The sequence below is a fragment of the Flavobacterium sp. GL_143 genome (genome assembly GCF_057834355.1).
In genome coordinates, this window is record NZ_CM174401.1 from 3,242,827 (window position 1) to 3,259,057 (window position 16,231).

Below are 16,231 nucleotides of genomic sequence, written 5' to 3' on the forward strand. Positions count from 1 at the left end.
AATAAGAATATGGAAAATCAAACAATATGGCGAAATGATCATGAGCATTCAAGACTTGGCTTTACAGTAACACATATGATGATTAATGATATTGTAGGTCAGTTTAACAATTTTGATTTGACGGTAGTAACGTCCAAATCAGATTTTAGTGATGCCTCTTTTGAATTATCAGCAGAAATAAATTCAGTGTTTACAAATTCAGAAGGAAGAGATGAAGATTTACGTGGTCCCAATTTTTTTGATGCGGAAAAATATCCTACTCTAAATTTTAAAAGTAATGCGATAAAAGAAAGTAGCAAAAACAATTATAAAGTTACAGGAAATCTTAGCATGCATGGTTTTACAAAAGAAGTTACGGTAGATTTTATTTATCGAGGAACAATGCTTAATCCGAATTCGAACAAAATCACATCTGGATTTCAGGTTTTGGTAACGTTAAAACGTTCTGATTTTAAAGTAGGGTTGATTTTACCTTTTGATGGACTTAAGGACGATGTACTAATAAAAATGGATGGAGAATTTCCAAAGGAATAAATTAAGATAAACATAATAATAACAAATAAACTTAAAAAACATGTCAGTAGTAACTAGAATAAATTCAGACGATGTAGTAATCTTACTTATCGATCATCAAAGTGGTTTGTTTCAAACCGTAAAAGACATTGATGTTACCTCATTGCGTAACAATGTAACCACATTAGCTAAAATTGCAGCAATAGAAAATATTCCTGTAATAACAACAGCTTCTGAGCCTAATGGACCTAATGGACCGCTAATGCCTGAAATTCATAAATATGCTCCACATGCTGTTTATGTACCTCGTAATGGTGAAATTAATGCTTGGGATACGCCAGCATTTGTTGAAGCAGTTAAAAAAACGGGTAAGAAAAAAATAATTATTGGAGGTATATTAACTAGCGTATGTGTTGCTTTTCCTTCTATCTCGGCAGTAACAGAAGGTTATGAAGTATTTGCTGTCATTGATGCTTCTGGCGATATGAGTCCTTTATCATCACAAACAACACTTGCCAGATTGACACTTGCAGGAGTAGTTCCAATCACTACAACAGCTGTTTGTAGCGAAATTCAAAAAACATGGAATCGTCCTGATGCTTTACAATTTGCAGAAGCTTATTCAGCGGTTATGCCAAATTACCAGGCAGTAATCGAAAGTTTCTTAAAAGCAGAAAGTATAGGAACATCTAAAAAGTAAAGAGATTATAATAGGCAGTAATAATAAATTAAGATTAACATAAAAAATAGAAATTATGAGCAGTTTACCAATTCGTGATCAGAAAAGTGATCATTTGTTAACACCAGAAAATTCAGCATTAATCATTATCGATTATCAACCAGTACAAGTTAACTCCATTGCTTCAATGGATAGACAGATACTTATTAATAATATTTGTGGTGTAGCCAAAATGGCTAAAGTTTATGATTTACCGATTGTACTTTCGACGGTGAATGTAAAAACAGGATTTAATAAAGAAACAATTCCTCAATTAAAAAGAGAATTAGAAGGAATACCGTCTTATGACAGAACTACTATAAATTCTTGGGAAGACAAAGAATTTTTAGAAGCTGTTAAAGCAACCGGAAAGAAAAAACTAATAATGACTGCTTTATGGACAGAGGCTTGCCTTTCATTTCCTGCACTAGATGCTTTAAGAGAAGGATATGATGTTTACTTAGTAGTTGATGCTGTAGGGGGAACTTCTTTAGAGGCGCATAATGCAGCATTAAGAAGAATGGAGCAAGCTGGAGCAATCTTAGTTAGTGCGCCACAATTATTTTGTGAATTGCAACGCGACTGGGGACGTTCTGAAACGGCTCAGGAATTTATGCAATTGTTTATTAAAACAGGAGGTACAGCAGGAATTCAGTTTTCTTATGATAGAGAATAATTCTTTTTATTTTTAATTAACCCAAAACAGTATTGCATTTTGTGATGCTGTTTTGGTGTTATAAATAAAGAACAGAAATTAATTAAAATAAAACTTAATTATAAAGAAATGGAAACGTACGATACACTTATAGAAGGAATAGATGCTTTGAGGGCTCAAGGTTATGTAGAAGATTTTAATTTAAAACAAAATTGTATTGAATGCCGAAACGGAAAATATAAAATCTTTCATGAGGAGTTTGTAATTAATAAATCATTTCACTTTGATGTAAATGAAGATCCTTCAGACCAGTCCATTTTGTATGCTATAGAATCGGAAAAGTATAATTTGAAAGGAATACTAATAAATGGCTATGGAATTTATTCAGATGATATTACAAATGAAATGCTGAATAAATTAAAGACAATCTAAAGTATCAATAAGAGAGAATTTGTTTTTAGATTATAATTTTGAAATGTAAAGCGGATAATTGTTAGACTGTTTGAATAATTTTAGTTTAAAAATAAAATTTTAACTCAAGAAGATTAAGTTAAACATTAATATGTCTTAATTAACCCTGTAAAAGTCTGTTTTACATCCTATTATTTGTAAATGAGATTGTTAACTTTGTTTAGTTCAAATGAGGTTTTAATTTTTTAAACAATTAATATCATGGATAATCAAGATTTTAATGCAACTTTTTTGGTAGACCAAACTCCCAAAGAAGTATTTGATGCTATTATGAAAGTTCGGAGTTGGTGGTCGGAAGATTTTAAAGGAGATTCACAAAAGCTTAATGATGAATTTGAAGTTCGTTTTGGAGATGTTCATTATTCCAAACAAAAAATAGTTGAGCTAGTACCCGAAAAAAAGATTGTTTGGCTCGTTATAGCCAGTCAATTGAGTTTCCTCAAAAATAAATCAGAATGGAATGATACTAAAATTGTTTTTGAAATCTCTAGAGAAAATGATAAAACAAAAATTCAGTTTACTCATTTAGGATTAGTGCCAAAAATAGAATGTTTTGGCGATTGCTCAAATGGATGGAATCAATTTTTAAAGAATAGTTTATTGAGTTTGATAACTACTGGTAAAGGAAATCTCAATGTATTGAATCAGGAAATAGAAGATAAATCAATTAAAAAATAATATCATGGATAATCAAGATTTTACTACAAGTATTTTGGTAGACCAAAGTCCCAAAGAAGCATTTGATGCTATAACGAATGTTAGAGGATGGTGGTCAGAAGAAATAGAAGGAGGTACAGCAAAACTAGGTGATGTATTTAAGTATCATTATAAAGACGTTCATATTTGTAAAATGAAATTAATAGAAGTTATTCCTAACAAAAAAGTAGTTTGGGATGTCTTAGAAAATGATTTTAATTTTACTACAGATAAAAGCGAATGGGTAGGTACAAAAGTTATTTTTGAAATTAATCAGAAAGACAATAAAACAGAAGTTCGTTTAACACATCAAGGCTTAGTTCCAGATTACGAATGTTACGATATCTGCTTTAACGCCTGGACCAATTACATACAAAATAGTTTATACAATTTAATTACTACAGGTAAAGGACAACCAAATTTAAAAGAAGAAGTAGAAAGTAAGCAGTAATGAAACAAGGGGATTTTAACCATATAACTTATGTAAGTTTTGCACTGATTAGTCACGCTTATATTTTCTTACATAACTTATATGGTTTACTTTTGTTTACATTTACTTTTACAATAAATTTCCAAACATGATAATCAAAACAACTTCATATATTAAATCTTTATTTTTCATCATAATATTTTTCTTTACTGCCTCTTCAAATGCTCAAAATGAGTCATATGCAAGCGAAGCCAATCAGGTAATTGCCGATACTACTTTTGTTAATTTAAAAGATTATAGTAACGATTTTGTGTATGATATGAAATATGCTACAGAAGATAATTTTCTTAAAGCAAAAGTGTACGATTGTGCCGAATGTTTCTTGCGTTTAAAAACAGTAAAAGCACTAGTAGAAGCTAATAAAAGTTTTATGAAGAAAGGGTATAAAATCAAGTTGTTTGATTGTTACAGACCTCTATTTATCCAAAAAAGAATGTGGGAAATAGTTTCTAACCCTAAATATGTGGCTGATCCAAAAAAAGGCTCCATCCATAATAGAGGAGGAGCCGTAGATATTACTCTTGTAGACCGTGATGGTAAAGAGTTAGATATGGGAACTTCTTTTGATTTTTTCGGAAAAGAAGCCAGTCATAGCTATATGAATTTATCAGATACTATTAAAGCCAATCGCCTGTTGTTGAAAAAAATAATGATAAAACATAATTTTAATTCATTCGATTCAGAGTGGTGGCATTATAATTTAAAAGCAGGTTTAAACGATAAAGTTTCTAATACAAAATGGGATTGTAATTAGATTATTCGACACATCTTATATTATCAATAAAGAATGTTTCAGGTCGGTATGTTTTATCATTTAGTTCAGATGTGAATTCTTTTTTCATAACATAATCTTCAGTATCTGACAAGTATTTAATACGAATCATCGAGATAGGTGAAGTTTTTAAATCTTCAAAATTATCTTTTAAGAACATAAAAATACCTGGAGTAACGCGATTATCAAATCCTTTGTCATCACGAATTAATGTACCGCAGTTTTCTTGGTCAATATGGATAAGTGTAACAATTTTTCCATTGCTTAATTGTAAAAATAATTTCGAATTCTTATCAAAGCAATTTGCAGCTGTAAACTCTTTACTTTTTTTAATCAATTGTACATTAAGTGTTGGCAGACCATCTGTTTGTGCTAAAGAGAAAAAGATATAACTCGCAGTTCCTGCAAAGTTTTTTTCGGAAATCATGGTTTCTTTAGTCGATTTGTATGTTCCTATAGAATCGGTAACGTTTACAGTGTATTCACAATCTTTTTGTGCAAATAAATTAAAAGTTAATAAGAATAAAGTTAAAGTAATTAGTTGTTTCATTTTATTATATTTTTCTGCAAATTAAAACTATTTTATTATCATTTTTATCAGTTGTAAAAAAACAATACAAATTTCCACCATCTTTTATTTTCCATTTTTTTCGGATGGTTTCTACACTATCAGGAAAATTTCTAGTAGTAATGTTTGCTTGTTTATTAGAAAGATGGAGTTTTATTTCGTTTTTAGAGTAAGGAATAGTTTCCAGAATCTCAAATGTTCTTCCAGGAAATGTAATTAAATCGGCCGAGGTATATAAGTGAGAGTGTTTCTGTAGCTTATCTATTTTATAAAAAGTACTTACTTCGTCAAATCCTCCCGATTTCATAATTGCACTATTAGGCTCATACAAATATTTATGAGGTAAACTGTAGCTTACAAATTCAGGTTCTTCATTTAATGCAAATTCAAAAGTTTCCGTTTTATCCTTTAATATATTAGCCGTTTTTAGCGTAATTTTCCCAGAATAGCCTTTATGAATTTCCCACAGTAATTCCTTAACCTCGTTATCGAGAGCAATTATATGAATGTTTTTTACATTTTTTAATTCCGAAAGACCTGCGGAAATATCTAATAAAGGAGCCGTTTTTATTAAAATAGAATTAGAGTTTTCAAAGTAGAAATCTAATAAGTCAGGTACATTTGGCAAGCAATCCTTTAGCATAAAAACTTTGCCTTTGGCATCATTTCGCCTGGAAGGATCTATATAAATCCAATCCCATTTTTGGTTTAGTTTTTTAAGAACATCAAAACTGTCTTCGGGATAACAAGTACAATTGTCAATTTTTAATTGCTTAAAATTATGTTGCACAATTGCCGATAAATCGGTGTTTATCTCGCAATGTGCTACATTTTTTATTTTTTTGGAGAAATAATAGTCATCTACACCAAAACCTCCGGTTAAGTCTATTAAGCTCTCACCCGAAACTAAATTGGCTTTATACAGAGCTGTTTTCTCTGATGAGGTTTGTTCAACCGAAATTTTACTTGGATAAATTATATTCTCTGTCGCAAACCAAGTTGGTAATTTATCCTTAGCTTTTGTTTTAGCCTCAATCTGATTCAAAATTGCAATCCATTCTATTTCTGGAAAAGGATTTTTTTGAAGTGCTAATTTTGAAATAGATTCATTTACTTTTTTATTTATAAAATCCTGAACAGAATTATGTAAAAGGGCTAAATTCAAGGTTATATTTTTTCGGTTAATACAATAACAACTTTATTGTTAGGAAAAAATTCTTTGGCAATAACTTTAAGGCAAGTATAAAACGGGATTGCAATAATCATTCCGACGATTCCAAAAGTTATTCCGCTAATTAAAGTAATTAAGAATATTTCCAGCGGGTGCGAATTTACGCTTTTTGAGGAAATAATAGGTTGGCTAACATTATTATCAATTGCCTGAACCAATAAAAATCCAATTACTATATATATAGTTTTAGGCAAAATTTCTGTTTGAAAATCTGCACCAATTAAACTCAACATAGTTAATATAGCCGCAAGAATAGTTCCTATAATAGGTCCAACGTAAGGAATGATATTTAAGACAGCACATAAAAAAGCAATTACAAATGCATTCTGGCTACCAAAAATTATTAGCACAATAAAATAAAGAATAAATACAACTGTTAATTGTAACAACAAGCCTACAAAATAGCGTGTTAGCAAATGATTTATTTTAGTAATCGAGTTTATAATTTTGTCTTCATTGTTATCAGGAAGTATTCTTTTTGCATTTTCTTTAAAAATGTTTTGATCCTTGATAAAGAAAAAAGTAATGAAGAAAACAGATACTAATCCCATTCCAAAACCTGCAAGCATGTTTAGGATTGAGTTTATAAAAGCCGTAAAATAACTAAAATCCAGTTTAGACGTTATTTCAGGTTTTTTTAAAAGTGCTTGTAAATCGAGATGTTGCAAGTTGAAATAATTTTCGAAATCACATTCTATCAGCATAAATTGTTTTTGAAGACTATCAGTATCAAGAAGTGATAAATTATTAGCCTGAGATATTATTAACGGTACAAATAAAAGTATGAACCCAATCATTAATAATATAAAAAATACGATAGTAGTTATAGCCGCAAATGAGCTATTAAATTTTAATTTTTCCTTTAAGAATTTTACAAATGGGTTTGCTATTAAACACAGTATGAGAGAAACACACAAGTAAACAATCACAGTTTGTATTTGATATAAAAAATACAAAATCAGCGATACTCCCAAAATAGTTGCGATAGCCCTTAAAATCCCGTTTGAAATTACTTTAGATGTAATCATAGTTTATCTTTCTTTAGAGCATAAATATAGAAAAAATGAGGGAAAGATTACATTTATAAAACAAAAAAAGCGAGATTTAATATCTCGCTTTTAATAATTATTAACCTGTTTAGTTATATGATTTTAATTTTAGATGCCAAAAGCAGCTCTAGGTCCACCTGTTAAGAAAATAGCAGCCATTTTGTTTTTTTGACCTGTTGTAAACATATACATTCCAGCATCGTCTGTATAATCCATGTAGTTCATTGTCATTTCTACAGGAGTTCCTGTACAAGTGCTATAATGAGGATATGCAGGTACACCATAGTTAGCAGTGTTATGAACTGGAGTATCAGCTACTTGGTCATTTCCGCAATTAGCATCTCCCCAAATGTGACGTAAGTTCATCCAGTGACCCACTTCGTGAGTTCCAGTTCTTCCTAAGTTATAAGGAGCAGCACCAGATCCAGATAATCCAAAATATTGAGAGTCAATTACAACACCGTCAGTAGCAGTAGATCCACCAGGAAATTGAGCATAACCTAATATTCCGCCACCAATTTTACAAGCCCATAAGTTAAGCTTAGTAGTTGGAGATGTTGGGTTAAGACCGCCAGAAGCAGTTTTTTTCATGGCATCATTAGTTCCCCATGAAGTTTTTGTTGTTGATTTTCTGATGATTTGATCTAAAACAAAACTAATTCCAACATTAGCTTTTACTCCAGCGAATAAAGCAGGAACGCTATTGTAATCAGAGTTAGCAGCATTGAAATCTTTGTTCAAGACATCAATTTGAGTTTGGATTTGTGCATCAGAAATATTTTCTGCAGCAGTTCTGTATAATACATTAACTACAACAGGAATTTGAACTTTTCCATTTACCAATTTACCAGTTAATATTTGGTTTTGAGTAAATGCTTCGATTTCATTCATTCTAATAGCCAAAGTAGGGTCGGCTTTTAATTGAGCTTCAAGAACATCTTGAGTTGCACAACCACGTTGAGTAATTGTTGCTGAAGCTTCTGGAGTAGTAGATTCTGCTTGGTCGTTGTTTTGACACGAGAATAGCAGCAGCGCTGCAAATGCGGATAAAGCAATCTTTTTCATAATAGTTTGGGGTTTTGTTATAAAATTTTAGATTAGTTAATAATTAAAACAATTTTATAACAAATATTTTAACAGACAAAATTTTATTATTATTTTGTTTGTCAGAATTTTAAAAACCCTTGTATAGCTTAGTTCTTACAAAAAAATAAGTTTATTTTTTAAGAAGTAAATTCATACAATGCTATACTGGCAGCTTGTACAACATTCATGCTACTGTTTTTTCCAAACATATTAATATGAACTATTTGACTCGAAATTTTTAATAATTCTTCTGAAATTCCATTAATTTCACTTCCAATTATTAATGCGATTTTTTTATCAGCAGGTAGTATAACTTCTTTTAAAGGTTTGCTACTATTTGTAATTTCTAATGCAATGATTTCACATTTTAAATCAACCAGAAGATGTGTAACTAAATCTTGTGTTTCTTCTATTACTGTATATGGAATATGAAGATGGGTATTACGAGAAGTTTTATTTATTTTTCTTGGGTTTAGTGGAATGTCTTTACCTAAAAAAATAATATTTTCAACTCCAAAAGCTTCACTTATTCTAAAAAGGGAACCAATGTTTTGTTGAAAATAAATATGATCGCAAACTAATGTAATAGGGAATGTCTTTCTTTCGAATTGTATTTCTTCGTGTGTTAATTGCACTTGACTTAAATTAATTGGTAAAGATATAATTGATAATGTTGGCGCCCATTTTTAAAGCTTTTTGGCGCACTTCGAGAGGATCGTTATGTACTTCGGCATCTTCCCAGCCATCACCAAGATCACATTGAAATGTATAAAGTAACACTAATTTATTTTCGATAAAAATCCCAAATGCCTGTGGTCTTTTCCCGTCGTGTTCATGAATTTTAGGCAACCCAGCAGGAAAAAGAAACGGTTTCTGAAAAATAGCATGATTGGCAGGAAGTTCTACTAAATCATTGTTTGGGAATATTTTTTTTATCTCTTTTCGAATGTATTGATCCATTCCGTAATTATCATCAATATGAAGAAATCCTCCACCGTATAAATAATTACGAAGATTAGTAACGTCAGCATCGCTAAAAACTACGTTTCCGTGTCCAGTCATGTGTACAAAAGGATAGGATAACAAGTCAGGATTGCTAGGTTCTACAGTTCCGGGTTTTGCTTTTATACGGGTATCAATATTAGCATTACAAAACTTGATTAAATTGGGTAATGAAGTAGGATTTGCATACCAATCGCCACCACCACTATATTTTAGTAATGCAATTTCTTGCGAAAAAGAAGAAACCGATAAAAGTAACAATAAGTAGAATATTCTTTTCATATAATTTATATTATCTGGTATTTCGCTTTTTTGTCATTTCGACGAAGGAGAAATCTTCGTTGCAAAATCGACAAAGATTGACATTTGTTAGCGGAGTTTCTAGCGAAGATTTCTCCTTCGTCGAAATGACAAAGCTTTGTCTTAATTGTTATAACTAACTTTTAGTTAGAAATTTCATTAAAAAAAGCAACACTATGGCAAGCTACCATTGCAGCTGTTTCGGTACGTAATCTTGTGTTTCCTAAAGATACTGGCTGAAAATTATTTTCGATAGCCAAAGCAATTTCTTTTTCCGAAAAGTCACCTTCAGGACCAATAAGCAATGTTACGTTCTCATTTGGTTTTAAAACTGATTTTAATGATTTTTTATCTGTTTCCTCACAATGCGCAATTAATTGTAAACCTTCGTTTTTGCGTTTTATAAATTCTTTATACGAGATAGCTTCATTAAGTTTAGGAAGATACAATTCATTTGATTGTTTCATTGCCGATAAAATAATCTTTTCGAAACGCTCCATATTAATCACTTTACGTTCTGATCTATCGCAAATAATTGGAGTAATCTCATGAATACCTATTTCGGTAGCTTTTTCTAGAAACCATTCATAACGATCATTCATTTTAGTAGGAGCAACTGCAAGATGCAAACGGTATTTTGGATCTTGAGCTTTCTCAACAGAAATTATTTTGACAGTACATTTATTATCAGAAGCCAGTGTGATTTCGGTTTCAAATAAATAACCCAATCCATTTGTTACATGTAATATATCAGAATCTTTTTTTCGTAATACTTTTATAATGTGTTTACTTTCTTCTTTATCAAAAGAAAATTCCTGAGTTGTTTCGTCAATATTTGGGTTGTAAAATAATTGCATAGTTTAAAATTGTATTCGTGCTTTAGAAACAACAGCAGCTGTTTCAAATTGTTTTGATAAAAATTTTTGATAACCTACAATTCCAATCATTGCAGCATTATCGGTAGTGTATTCAAATTTCGGAATGTAAGTTTTCCAACCGTATTTTTGTTCGCTTTCTTTCAGTCTGTTTCTAATGCCCGAGTTAGCCGAAACACCACCGCCAATCGCAATTTGATTGATTCCAGTTTCTTTTACCGCCAATTTTAATTTATCCATTAAAATTTCGATAATTGTATATTGTATAGAAGCACAAATATCATTAAGATTCTCCTCGATGAAATTTGGGTTCTCTAGTTTTTTCTTCTGAATAAAATATAAAATAGCCGTTTTTAAACCAGAAAAACTAAAGTCTAATCCAGGTACTTTTGGCTTTGTAAATGCAAAAGCTTTTGGGTTTCCTAATTGTGCGTATTTATCTATTAGTGGCCCGCCAGGGTAGGGAAGTCCAAGAATCTTGGCACTTTTATCAAATGCTTCTCCAACGGCATCATCGGTAGTTTCTCCGATAATTTGTAAATCAAAAAAGCCATTTACTTTAATAATCTGAGTATGGCCACCACTTATTGTTAATGCTAAAAATGGGAATGTAGGTTTGTCATAACCATCTTCATCAATAAAATGAGCTAATATGTGCGCATGCATATGATTAACAGCAATTAAGGGAATTTGTAAAGCCAAAGACATCGATTTGCTAAAAGAACTTCCTACTAGCAATGACCCCATAAGTCCGGGACCTTGTGTAAATGCTATTGCAGATAATTGTTCTTTTTTTATATTTGCTTTGCGAAGAGCAGCATCAATCACAGGAACAATATTTTGTTGGTGAGCTCTAGACGCAAGTTCGGGTACTACGCCGCCATATTGCGTATGTATCAGTTGGTTGGCAACAACATTTGACAGGACTTTATCGTTATGTAAAACAGCCGCTGCAGTATCATCACAAGAACTTTCGATAGCTAGAATAAAAACCTCAGGATTTTGCATGTAAAGGCACGAATTTTGAATTATATTTGACGAATCAAATTTTAAATTTTTTTATTTAAAAGCAGAAGCCAAAATTAAAGAATTTTTATCAAAGGAACCTTCCTTTGTTTGCTCTAAAATTAAATTTAAAGAAAAACTAAAAAACAACCAGTATCAGAAAAATAAAAAAAATAGTATCTCGTTCCTTAATCGGACTAATTCTACTTTTGTTAGTACTGGCTATCGCATTGTCTCTACCGGTCGTTCAGACAAAAATTGCAAATTATATTACCGATACTTTAAACTCAGATTTTGGTACACATATATCTGTAGAGAAAGTTTCTGTAAGTGTTTTTGGTGGAGTAAAACTCAGGAAAGTATTAATAATGGATCACCATAAAGATACTTTAATCTATTCTGATTTAATTAAAACTAATATTTTGGCCGTTAAGAGAGTTCTTGATGGCGATTTGATTTTTGGTGAAATTCGTATGACAGGTTTACTTTTTAATTTAAAAACCTATAAAAACGAAAAGAAAACCAATCTTGATGTATTCATTCAGGCTTTCGAAACTGGACCACCAAAAAAGCCTTCAGCAAAACGTTTCTTGCTTACCGCAAAAGATGCTTACATTACCAACGGACATTTTATTCTAACAGACGAAAATAGAGTAGTTCCTAAAGATGTCGATTTTACAAAACTTAATGCTCACATAAGTGATTTTAAACTTTATGGACCCGATGTAAGTACAAGGATTCATAAATTATCGTTTTTGGATCATAGAGGTTTGTATGTAGCCAATTTAACATCAAGATTTAGCTATACTAAAAAGCAAATAAAGCTTGAAAAATTGTCTATTCTTACCAAGTACTCTAAAATATACGGAGCGGCTACATTAAATTATCGAATAGAAGATTTTGCTAAGTTTACCGATAAAGTTCAGTTTGATGTAGTTTTAGATTCTGCTAATATTGGATCTAACGATATTCGTTATTTTTATAAAGAACTAGGAAAAGACCAATACTTCCGTGTTAAGTCTAAAATTGACGGAACTTTAAACGATTTAAATTTAAAACATCTTAGGTTGTCTGATTTGCATAAATCGGTTATAAATGGAAATATTAATTTCAAAAATCTTTTTGGTAAAAACGGACAAGAGTTTCTTATGAATGGTAAATTCGATAAGCTTTCGTCTAGTTATGATAACTTGGTTGTTTTGTTGCCAAATGTACTAGGAAAAAAATTGCCTAAAGAATTACAGCGTATTGGTAAGTTCTCGATTGTAGGTAGAGCAAAAGTGTCTAAGACAGCTTTGGACACCGATTTTACAATGATAACTGATTTAGGAAATGGGCTTATTGATTTGAATATGAATAATATCGATGTTATCGATAAAGCTTCGTATTCGGGAAATATTGTCTTAGAGAATTTTGATGTAGGCACTTTGCTTGGTCGAAAAGATATTGGTAAAACAACCCTTAATCTGGATGTAGATGGAAAAGGATTTACCGAGAAATACCTGAACACAGTTATAAAAGGAGATGTTCAGAAATTTTATTATAATAACTATACCTATAATAATATAGTCTTAAATGGTAATTTTAAATTGCCACATTATAAAGGACAGCTTTCTGTGAATGATCCTAACCTGAGTATGATATTTGATGGTTTGATAGATTTAAGTAGAAAAGATAGTGACTATGATTTTCATATTAAGGTAGAAAATGCCGATTTACACAAACTTAAATTCATAAAAGATTCTATATCTGTTTTTAAAGGTGATGTAGCGGTTCACGTATCAGGAAATACAATCGAAAATCTTCAGGGGGATATTGAGATTAATGATGCGGTTTATCAAAATCCAAAATCGACTTATGTTTTTGATCAGGTAAAAGTAAGCTCAAATTTTGATGCCGATAAAATACGTACAATAACAATAAGCTCTACCGATGTTGTTGATGGTGAAATTGTAGGGAAGTTTAAATTTAATCAATTAGAAAATTTAGTTACAAATTCTGTAGGTAGTTTATATGCCAATTATAAACCACTTAAAGTAAGTAAAGGACAGTTTTTACATTTTAATTTTACCATATACAATAAGATTATCGAAATCTTTTATCCTGAGATAGAGGTAGCAACCAATACGGTTGTGAGAGGGAAAATCGATGCCGATAAGGATGAATTCAAGTTTAAGTTTAATTCCCCTCAAATTAAAGCAGCACAAAATACATTTGACAATATAAGAGTTGCTGTAGATAATAAAAACCCATTGTATAATACCTATATCGAGTTAGATAGTATTAAAACGAAGTATTATAAGGTACGTGATTTTAGTTTGATAAACGTAACCATGAAAGATACCTTATTTGTAAGGTCTGAGTTTAAAGGAGGTTCAAAAGGAGAAGATTATTTTAACTTCAACTTATATCATACTATTGATAAAGATAAGAACAACGTTGTCGGAATCAATAAATCCGAATTGAAATTTAAAGACTATTTGTGGTATTTAAATGAAAATGATGAACCTGATAATAAAATCGTTTTTGATAAAAAATTTAAGAATTTTGACATAGATAATATTATTCTATCTCATGAAAATCAAAAGATAGAATTAGTCGGGCAAATAAAAGATGCCGATTTTAAAGATTTGAAACTAAGTTTTAAAGATGTAGATCTTAATAAAATTACACCAACCAATGATAAACTTGTTTTAAATGGTAATATTAACGGAGAGATTAATTTTAAACAGAAAAAGAATGTCTTCCAGCCAACAGCTTCCATCTTTATCGATAAGCTAAATGTAAATAAGACCGATTTAGGAGGGCTAAAATTTGATATTGTAGGTGATGAAAACCTTAGAAAGTTTACGATAAATTCTTCTATCGAAAATGATAAATTGGAGATGTTTAAGTTATTCGGAAGCTTCGAAATTATTAATAAAGAAACAATACTTGATTTACAGCTTAAATTTGATACATTTAATTTAGCCTCGCTTAGTTCTTTGGGAGGAGAAGTATTGTCGAATATTCGAGGCTATGTTTCTGGTAACGCGGCTATTATCGGGAATTTAAAAAGACCTGATGTTAATGGGCGTTTATATCTGGATAAAGCCGGAATGACTATTCCTTATTTAAACATAGATTATGAACTGAGTGATAAAACTATTGTCGATGTAACCGATGAGAAATTCTTGTTACGAAATAATACTATCACTGATTCTAAATACGGAACTAAAGGGATTTTAAATGGTACTGTCGAGCATAATAATTTTGGCGATTGGAAATTAGATTTAGATATCAGTTCAAAAAGATTGTTAGCATTAGATACTAAAGACAGTGAAGATGCGGCTTATTTTGGTACAGCATTTATTAATGGTAGAGCAACCATTAAAGGACCAACTACGGCATTATTTATAAAAGTAGATGCAAAATCAGAGAAAGGAACATCTGTGAAGATCCCGATTAATGATGCGCAAACAATGAGTGATAATAACTTTATTCATTTTATCACAGCCAAAGAAAAGTATAATCTTGCTAATGGTATTGTCGAAAAGACAAGAAACTATAATGGTCTGGAATTAGAGTTTGATTTTGATATTACTCCAGACGCCGAGGTCGAAGTAATTTTAGATAGAAATTCTGGACACGGAATGAAAGGAAAAGGATTTGGGTCTTTATTATTTAAAATTAATACACTTGGTAAATTTAATATGTGGGGGGATTTCCAGGCATACGAAGGAACCTATAACTTTAAGTATGGTGGATTAATCGATAAGAAATTTGTTGTAAAAAAAGGAGGTTCGATTTCTTGGGAAGGTAACCCGATGAAAGCGCAGTTAAATCTTGAAGCAGTTTATAAAACATCTGCAAATCCTGCAGTATTATTAGAGAATTCTTCATTTAGCAAAAAAGTACCTGTAGAGGTAGTTATTGGTATTCGTGGAGATTTAACGAGCCCAGAACCAGATTTTAATATCGAGTTCCCAACAGTAAGTAATGTATTAAAATCGGAGATTCAGTATAAGTTAGTCGATAAAGATGTTCGACAAACACAAGCGCTTTATTTGCTGTCTTCTGGAGGATTCTTAAGCCCTGAGGGAGTGAGTCAATCTGATTTTTCTAGTAGTTTATTCGAAACAGCCACCAACCTATTGGGAGGAATAATTCATTCTGATAGTGATAAGATAGATATTGGTTTTACATATACCTCTGCCGACAGACGACTTGGTCAGGAAGCCGATGGTCAATTTGCAGCGACAATTTCATCTCAGATCAATGAGAGAATTACCATAAACGGTAAAGTAGGAGTACCAGTAGGAGGAATCAACGAATCGGCAATTGTGGGCGACGTAGAGGTGCAATACAGAGTTAATGAAGACGGAAGTATGAACTTACGTTTATTTAACCGAGAAAACGATATTAATTATATAGGTCAGGGAGTTGGTTATACACAAGGTATAGGGGTTTCTTATGAAGTAGATTTTGATACTTTTAGAGAATTGGTAAATAAAATCTTTAAAGACCATAAACTAGAACGTGCCATTAAAACTTCGAACCAGAATAATGATGTTCCCGATTCTGCTATAAATCCAGATTATATTGATTTCTCAAAGTCAAAAAAGAATAATAAAAAGGAAAAAGAAAAGGTGAAAACTAATGATCAGGGATATATTCCTGAAGAAGATTAACACACTTTAAGTTACTAATGTGTTTTAGTTTTGTTAATGATTTTTTTTAGCCTTACAATTTCCTTATCTTTCTGTTTAGTTACATCCCATTTTTTGTAACACTTCAACCGTATATTGTTATTTTTAAATT

At 31.1% G+C, this 16,231-nt stretch carries 16 protein-coding genes; 8 read left to right on the forward strand and 8 right to left on the reverse strand.

What is annotated here, in order from left to right:
• The first annotated feature begins 9 nt into the window (after positions 1–9).
• From AC3IPI_RS14100 to AC3IPI_RS14130, 7 genes are all read left to right on the forward strand, one after another.
• On the forward strand, positions 10–534 hold the full coding sequence (locus AC3IPI_RS14100) for a YceI family protein (protein WP_489153472.1): 525 nt from the start codon (positions 10–12) through the stop codon (positions 532–534).
• A 40-nt stretch (positions 535–574) separates the two neighbouring features.
• Positions 575–1,213: an isochorismatase family protein gene (locus tag AC3IPI_RS14105; protein WP_489153474.1), complete on the forward strand. Its 639-nt coding sequence runs from the start codon at positions 575–577 to the stop codon at positions 1,211–1,213.
• A 55-nt stretch (positions 1,214–1,268) separates the two neighbouring features.
• Positions 1,269–1,907 carry a hydrolase gene (locus AC3IPI_RS14110; RefSeq protein ID WP_086893924.1) on the forward strand — a complete coding sequence of 213 codons (639 nt, stop codon included), beginning with the start codon at positions 1,269–1,271 and terminating at the stop codon, positions 1,905–1,907.
• Between the two features lie 108 nt (positions 1,908–2,015).
• Positions 2,016–2,318, forward strand: a complete 303-nt coding sequence (locus AC3IPI_RS14115; RefSeq protein WP_039112800.1) for a hypothetical protein — start codon at positions 2,016–2,018, stop codon at positions 2,316–2,318.
• A 240-nt stretch (positions 2,319–2,558) separates the two neighbouring features.
• A complete protein-coding gene (locus AC3IPI_RS14120; RefSeq protein ID WP_489153477.1) occupies positions 2,559–3,035 on the forward strand; it encodes an SRPBCC family protein in 477 nt (158 codons plus the stop codon).
• A 4-nt stretch (positions 3,036–3,039) separates the two neighbouring features.
• The gene (locus tag AC3IPI_RS14125; protein ID WP_489153479.1) at positions 3,040–3,504 is read left to right on the forward strand and encodes an SRPBCC family protein; all 465 of its coding nucleotides are present in this window, start codon (positions 3,040–3,042) and stop codon (positions 3,502–3,504) included.
• Between the two features lie 127 nt (positions 3,505–3,631).
• Positions 3,632–4,297, forward strand: coding sequence for a M15 family metallopeptidase (locus AC3IPI_RS14130; protein WP_489153481.1), 666 nt, complete (start codon positions 3,632–3,634; stop codon positions 4,295–4,297).
• A 1-nt stretch (position 4,298) separates the two neighbouring features.
• Here AC3IPI_RS14130 and AC3IPI_RS14135 read toward each other — a convergent pair whose 3' ends face one another.
• The 8 genes from AC3IPI_RS14135 to tsaD form a co-directional block, all read right to left on the reverse strand.
• Positions 4,299–4,865, reverse strand: a complete 567-nt coding sequence (locus AC3IPI_RS14135; protein ID WP_039112794.1) for a hypothetical protein — start codon at positions 4,863–4,865, stop codon at positions 4,299–4,301.
• A gap of 4 nt (positions 4,866–4,869) precedes the next feature.
• The gene (locus tag AC3IPI_RS14140; RefSeq protein ID WP_489153483.1) at positions 4,870–6,048 is read right to left on the reverse strand and encodes a THUMP-like domain-containing protein; all 1,179 of its coding nucleotides are present in this window, start codon (positions 6,046–6,048) and stop codon (positions 4,870–4,872) included.
• A 2-nt stretch (positions 6,049–6,050) separates the two neighbouring features.
• The gene (locus AC3IPI_RS14145; RefSeq protein WP_489153485.1) at positions 6,051–7,142 is read right to left on the reverse strand and encodes an AI-2E family transporter; all 1,092 of its coding nucleotides are present in this window, start codon (positions 7,140–7,142) and stop codon (positions 6,051–6,053) included.
• A gap of 129 nt (positions 7,143–7,271) precedes the next feature.
• Entirely contained in the window at positions 7,272–8,228 is a 957-nt protein-coding gene (locus AC3IPI_RS14150) for a zinc metalloprotease (RefSeq protein ID WP_489153487.1), read from the reverse strand.
• A gap of 158 nt (positions 8,229–8,386) precedes the next feature.
• A complete protein-coding gene (locus AC3IPI_RS14155; RefSeq protein WP_489153489.1) occupies positions 8,387–8,884 on the reverse strand; it encodes a TrmH family RNA methyltransferase in 498 nt (165 codons plus the stop codon).
• 10 nt (positions 8,885–8,894) lie between these two features.
• Positions 8,895–9,533, reverse strand: a complete 639-nt coding sequence (locus AC3IPI_RS14160) for a DUF4159 domain-containing protein (RefSeq protein ID WP_489153491.1) — start codon at positions 9,531–9,533, stop codon at positions 8,895–8,897.
• A 161-nt stretch (positions 9,534–9,694) separates the two neighbouring features.
• Positions 9,695–10,408, reverse strand: coding sequence for a 16S rRNA (uracil(1498)-N(3))-methyltransferase (locus tag AC3IPI_RS14165; RefSeq protein WP_489153493.1), 714 nt, complete (start codon positions 10,406–10,408; stop codon positions 9,695–9,697).
• 3 nt (positions 10,409–10,411) lie between these two features.
• Positions 10,412–11,434, reverse strand: coding sequence for a tRNA (adenosine(37)-N6)-threonylcarbamoyltransferase complex transferase subunit TsaD (gene tsaD / locus AC3IPI_RS14170; RefSeq protein WP_489153495.1), 1,023 nt, complete (start codon positions 11,432–11,434; stop codon positions 10,412–10,414).
• A gap of 227 nt (positions 11,435–11,661) precedes the next feature.
• Here tsaD and AC3IPI_RS14175 point away from each other — a divergent pair, with 227 nt between their 5' ends.
• Positions 11,662–16,101, forward strand: a complete 4,440-nt coding sequence (locus AC3IPI_RS14175; RefSeq protein ID WP_489153497.1) for a translocation/assembly module TamB domain-containing protein — start codon at positions 11,662–11,664, stop codon at positions 16,099–16,101.
• Positions 16,102–16,231 lie beyond the last annotated feature (130 nt).

What these genes read in the sequence shown, in the direction of transcription:
- AC3IPI_RS14165 (WP_489153493.1), bottom strand. Translation starts at nt 10,408, where the DNA reads ATGCAATTATTTTACAACCCAAATATTGACGAAACAACTCAGGAATTT.
- AC3IPI_RS14150 (WP_489153487.1), bottom strand. Translation starts at nt 8,228, where the DNA reads ATGAAAAAGATTGCTTTATCCGCATTTGCAGCGCTGCTGCTATTCTCG.
- AC3IPI_RS14100 (WP_489153472.1), top strand. Translation starts at nt 10, where the DNA reads ATGGAAAATCAAACAATATGGCGAAATGATCATGAGCATTCAAGACTT.
- AC3IPI_RS14125 (WP_489153479.1), top strand. Translation starts at nt 3,040, where the DNA reads ATGGATAATCAAGATTTTACTACAAGTATTTTGGTAGACCAAAGTCCC.
- AC3IPI_RS14145 (WP_489153485.1), bottom strand. Translation starts at nt 7,142, where the DNA reads ATGATTACATCTAAAGTAATTTCAAACGGGATTTTAAGGGCTATCGCA.
- AC3IPI_RS14105 (WP_489153474.1), top strand. Translation starts at nt 575, where the DNA reads ATGTCAGTAGTAACTAGAATAAATTCAGACGATGTAGTAATCTTACTT.
- AC3IPI_RS14120 (WP_489153477.1), top strand. Translation starts at nt 2,559, where the DNA reads ATGGATAATCAAGATTTTAATGCAACTTTTTTGGTAGACCAAACTCCC.
- AC3IPI_RS14110 (WP_086893924.1), top strand. Translation starts at nt 1,269, where the DNA reads ATGAGCAGTTTACCAATTCGTGATCAGAAAAGTGATCATTTGTTAACA.
- AC3IPI_RS14135 (WP_039112794.1), bottom strand. Translation starts at nt 4,865, where the DNA reads ATGAAACAACTAATTACTTTAACTTTATTCTTATTAACTTTTAATTTA.
- tsaD (WP_489153495.1), bottom strand. Translation starts at nt 11,434, where the DNA reads ATGCAAAATCCTGAGGTTTTTATTCTAGCTATCGAAAGTTCTTGTGAT.
- AC3IPI_RS14160 (WP_489153491.1), bottom strand. Translation starts at nt 9,533, where the DNA reads ATGAAAAGAATATTCTACTTATTGTTACTTTTATCGGTTTCTTCTTTT.
- AC3IPI_RS14130 (WP_489153481.1), top strand. Translation starts at nt 3,632, where the DNA reads ATGATAATCAAAACAACTTCATATATTAAATCTTTATTTTTCATCATA.
- AC3IPI_RS14115 (WP_039112800.1), top strand. Translation starts at nt 2,016, where the DNA reads ATGGAAACGTACGATACACTTATAGAAGGAATAGATGCTTTGAGGGCT.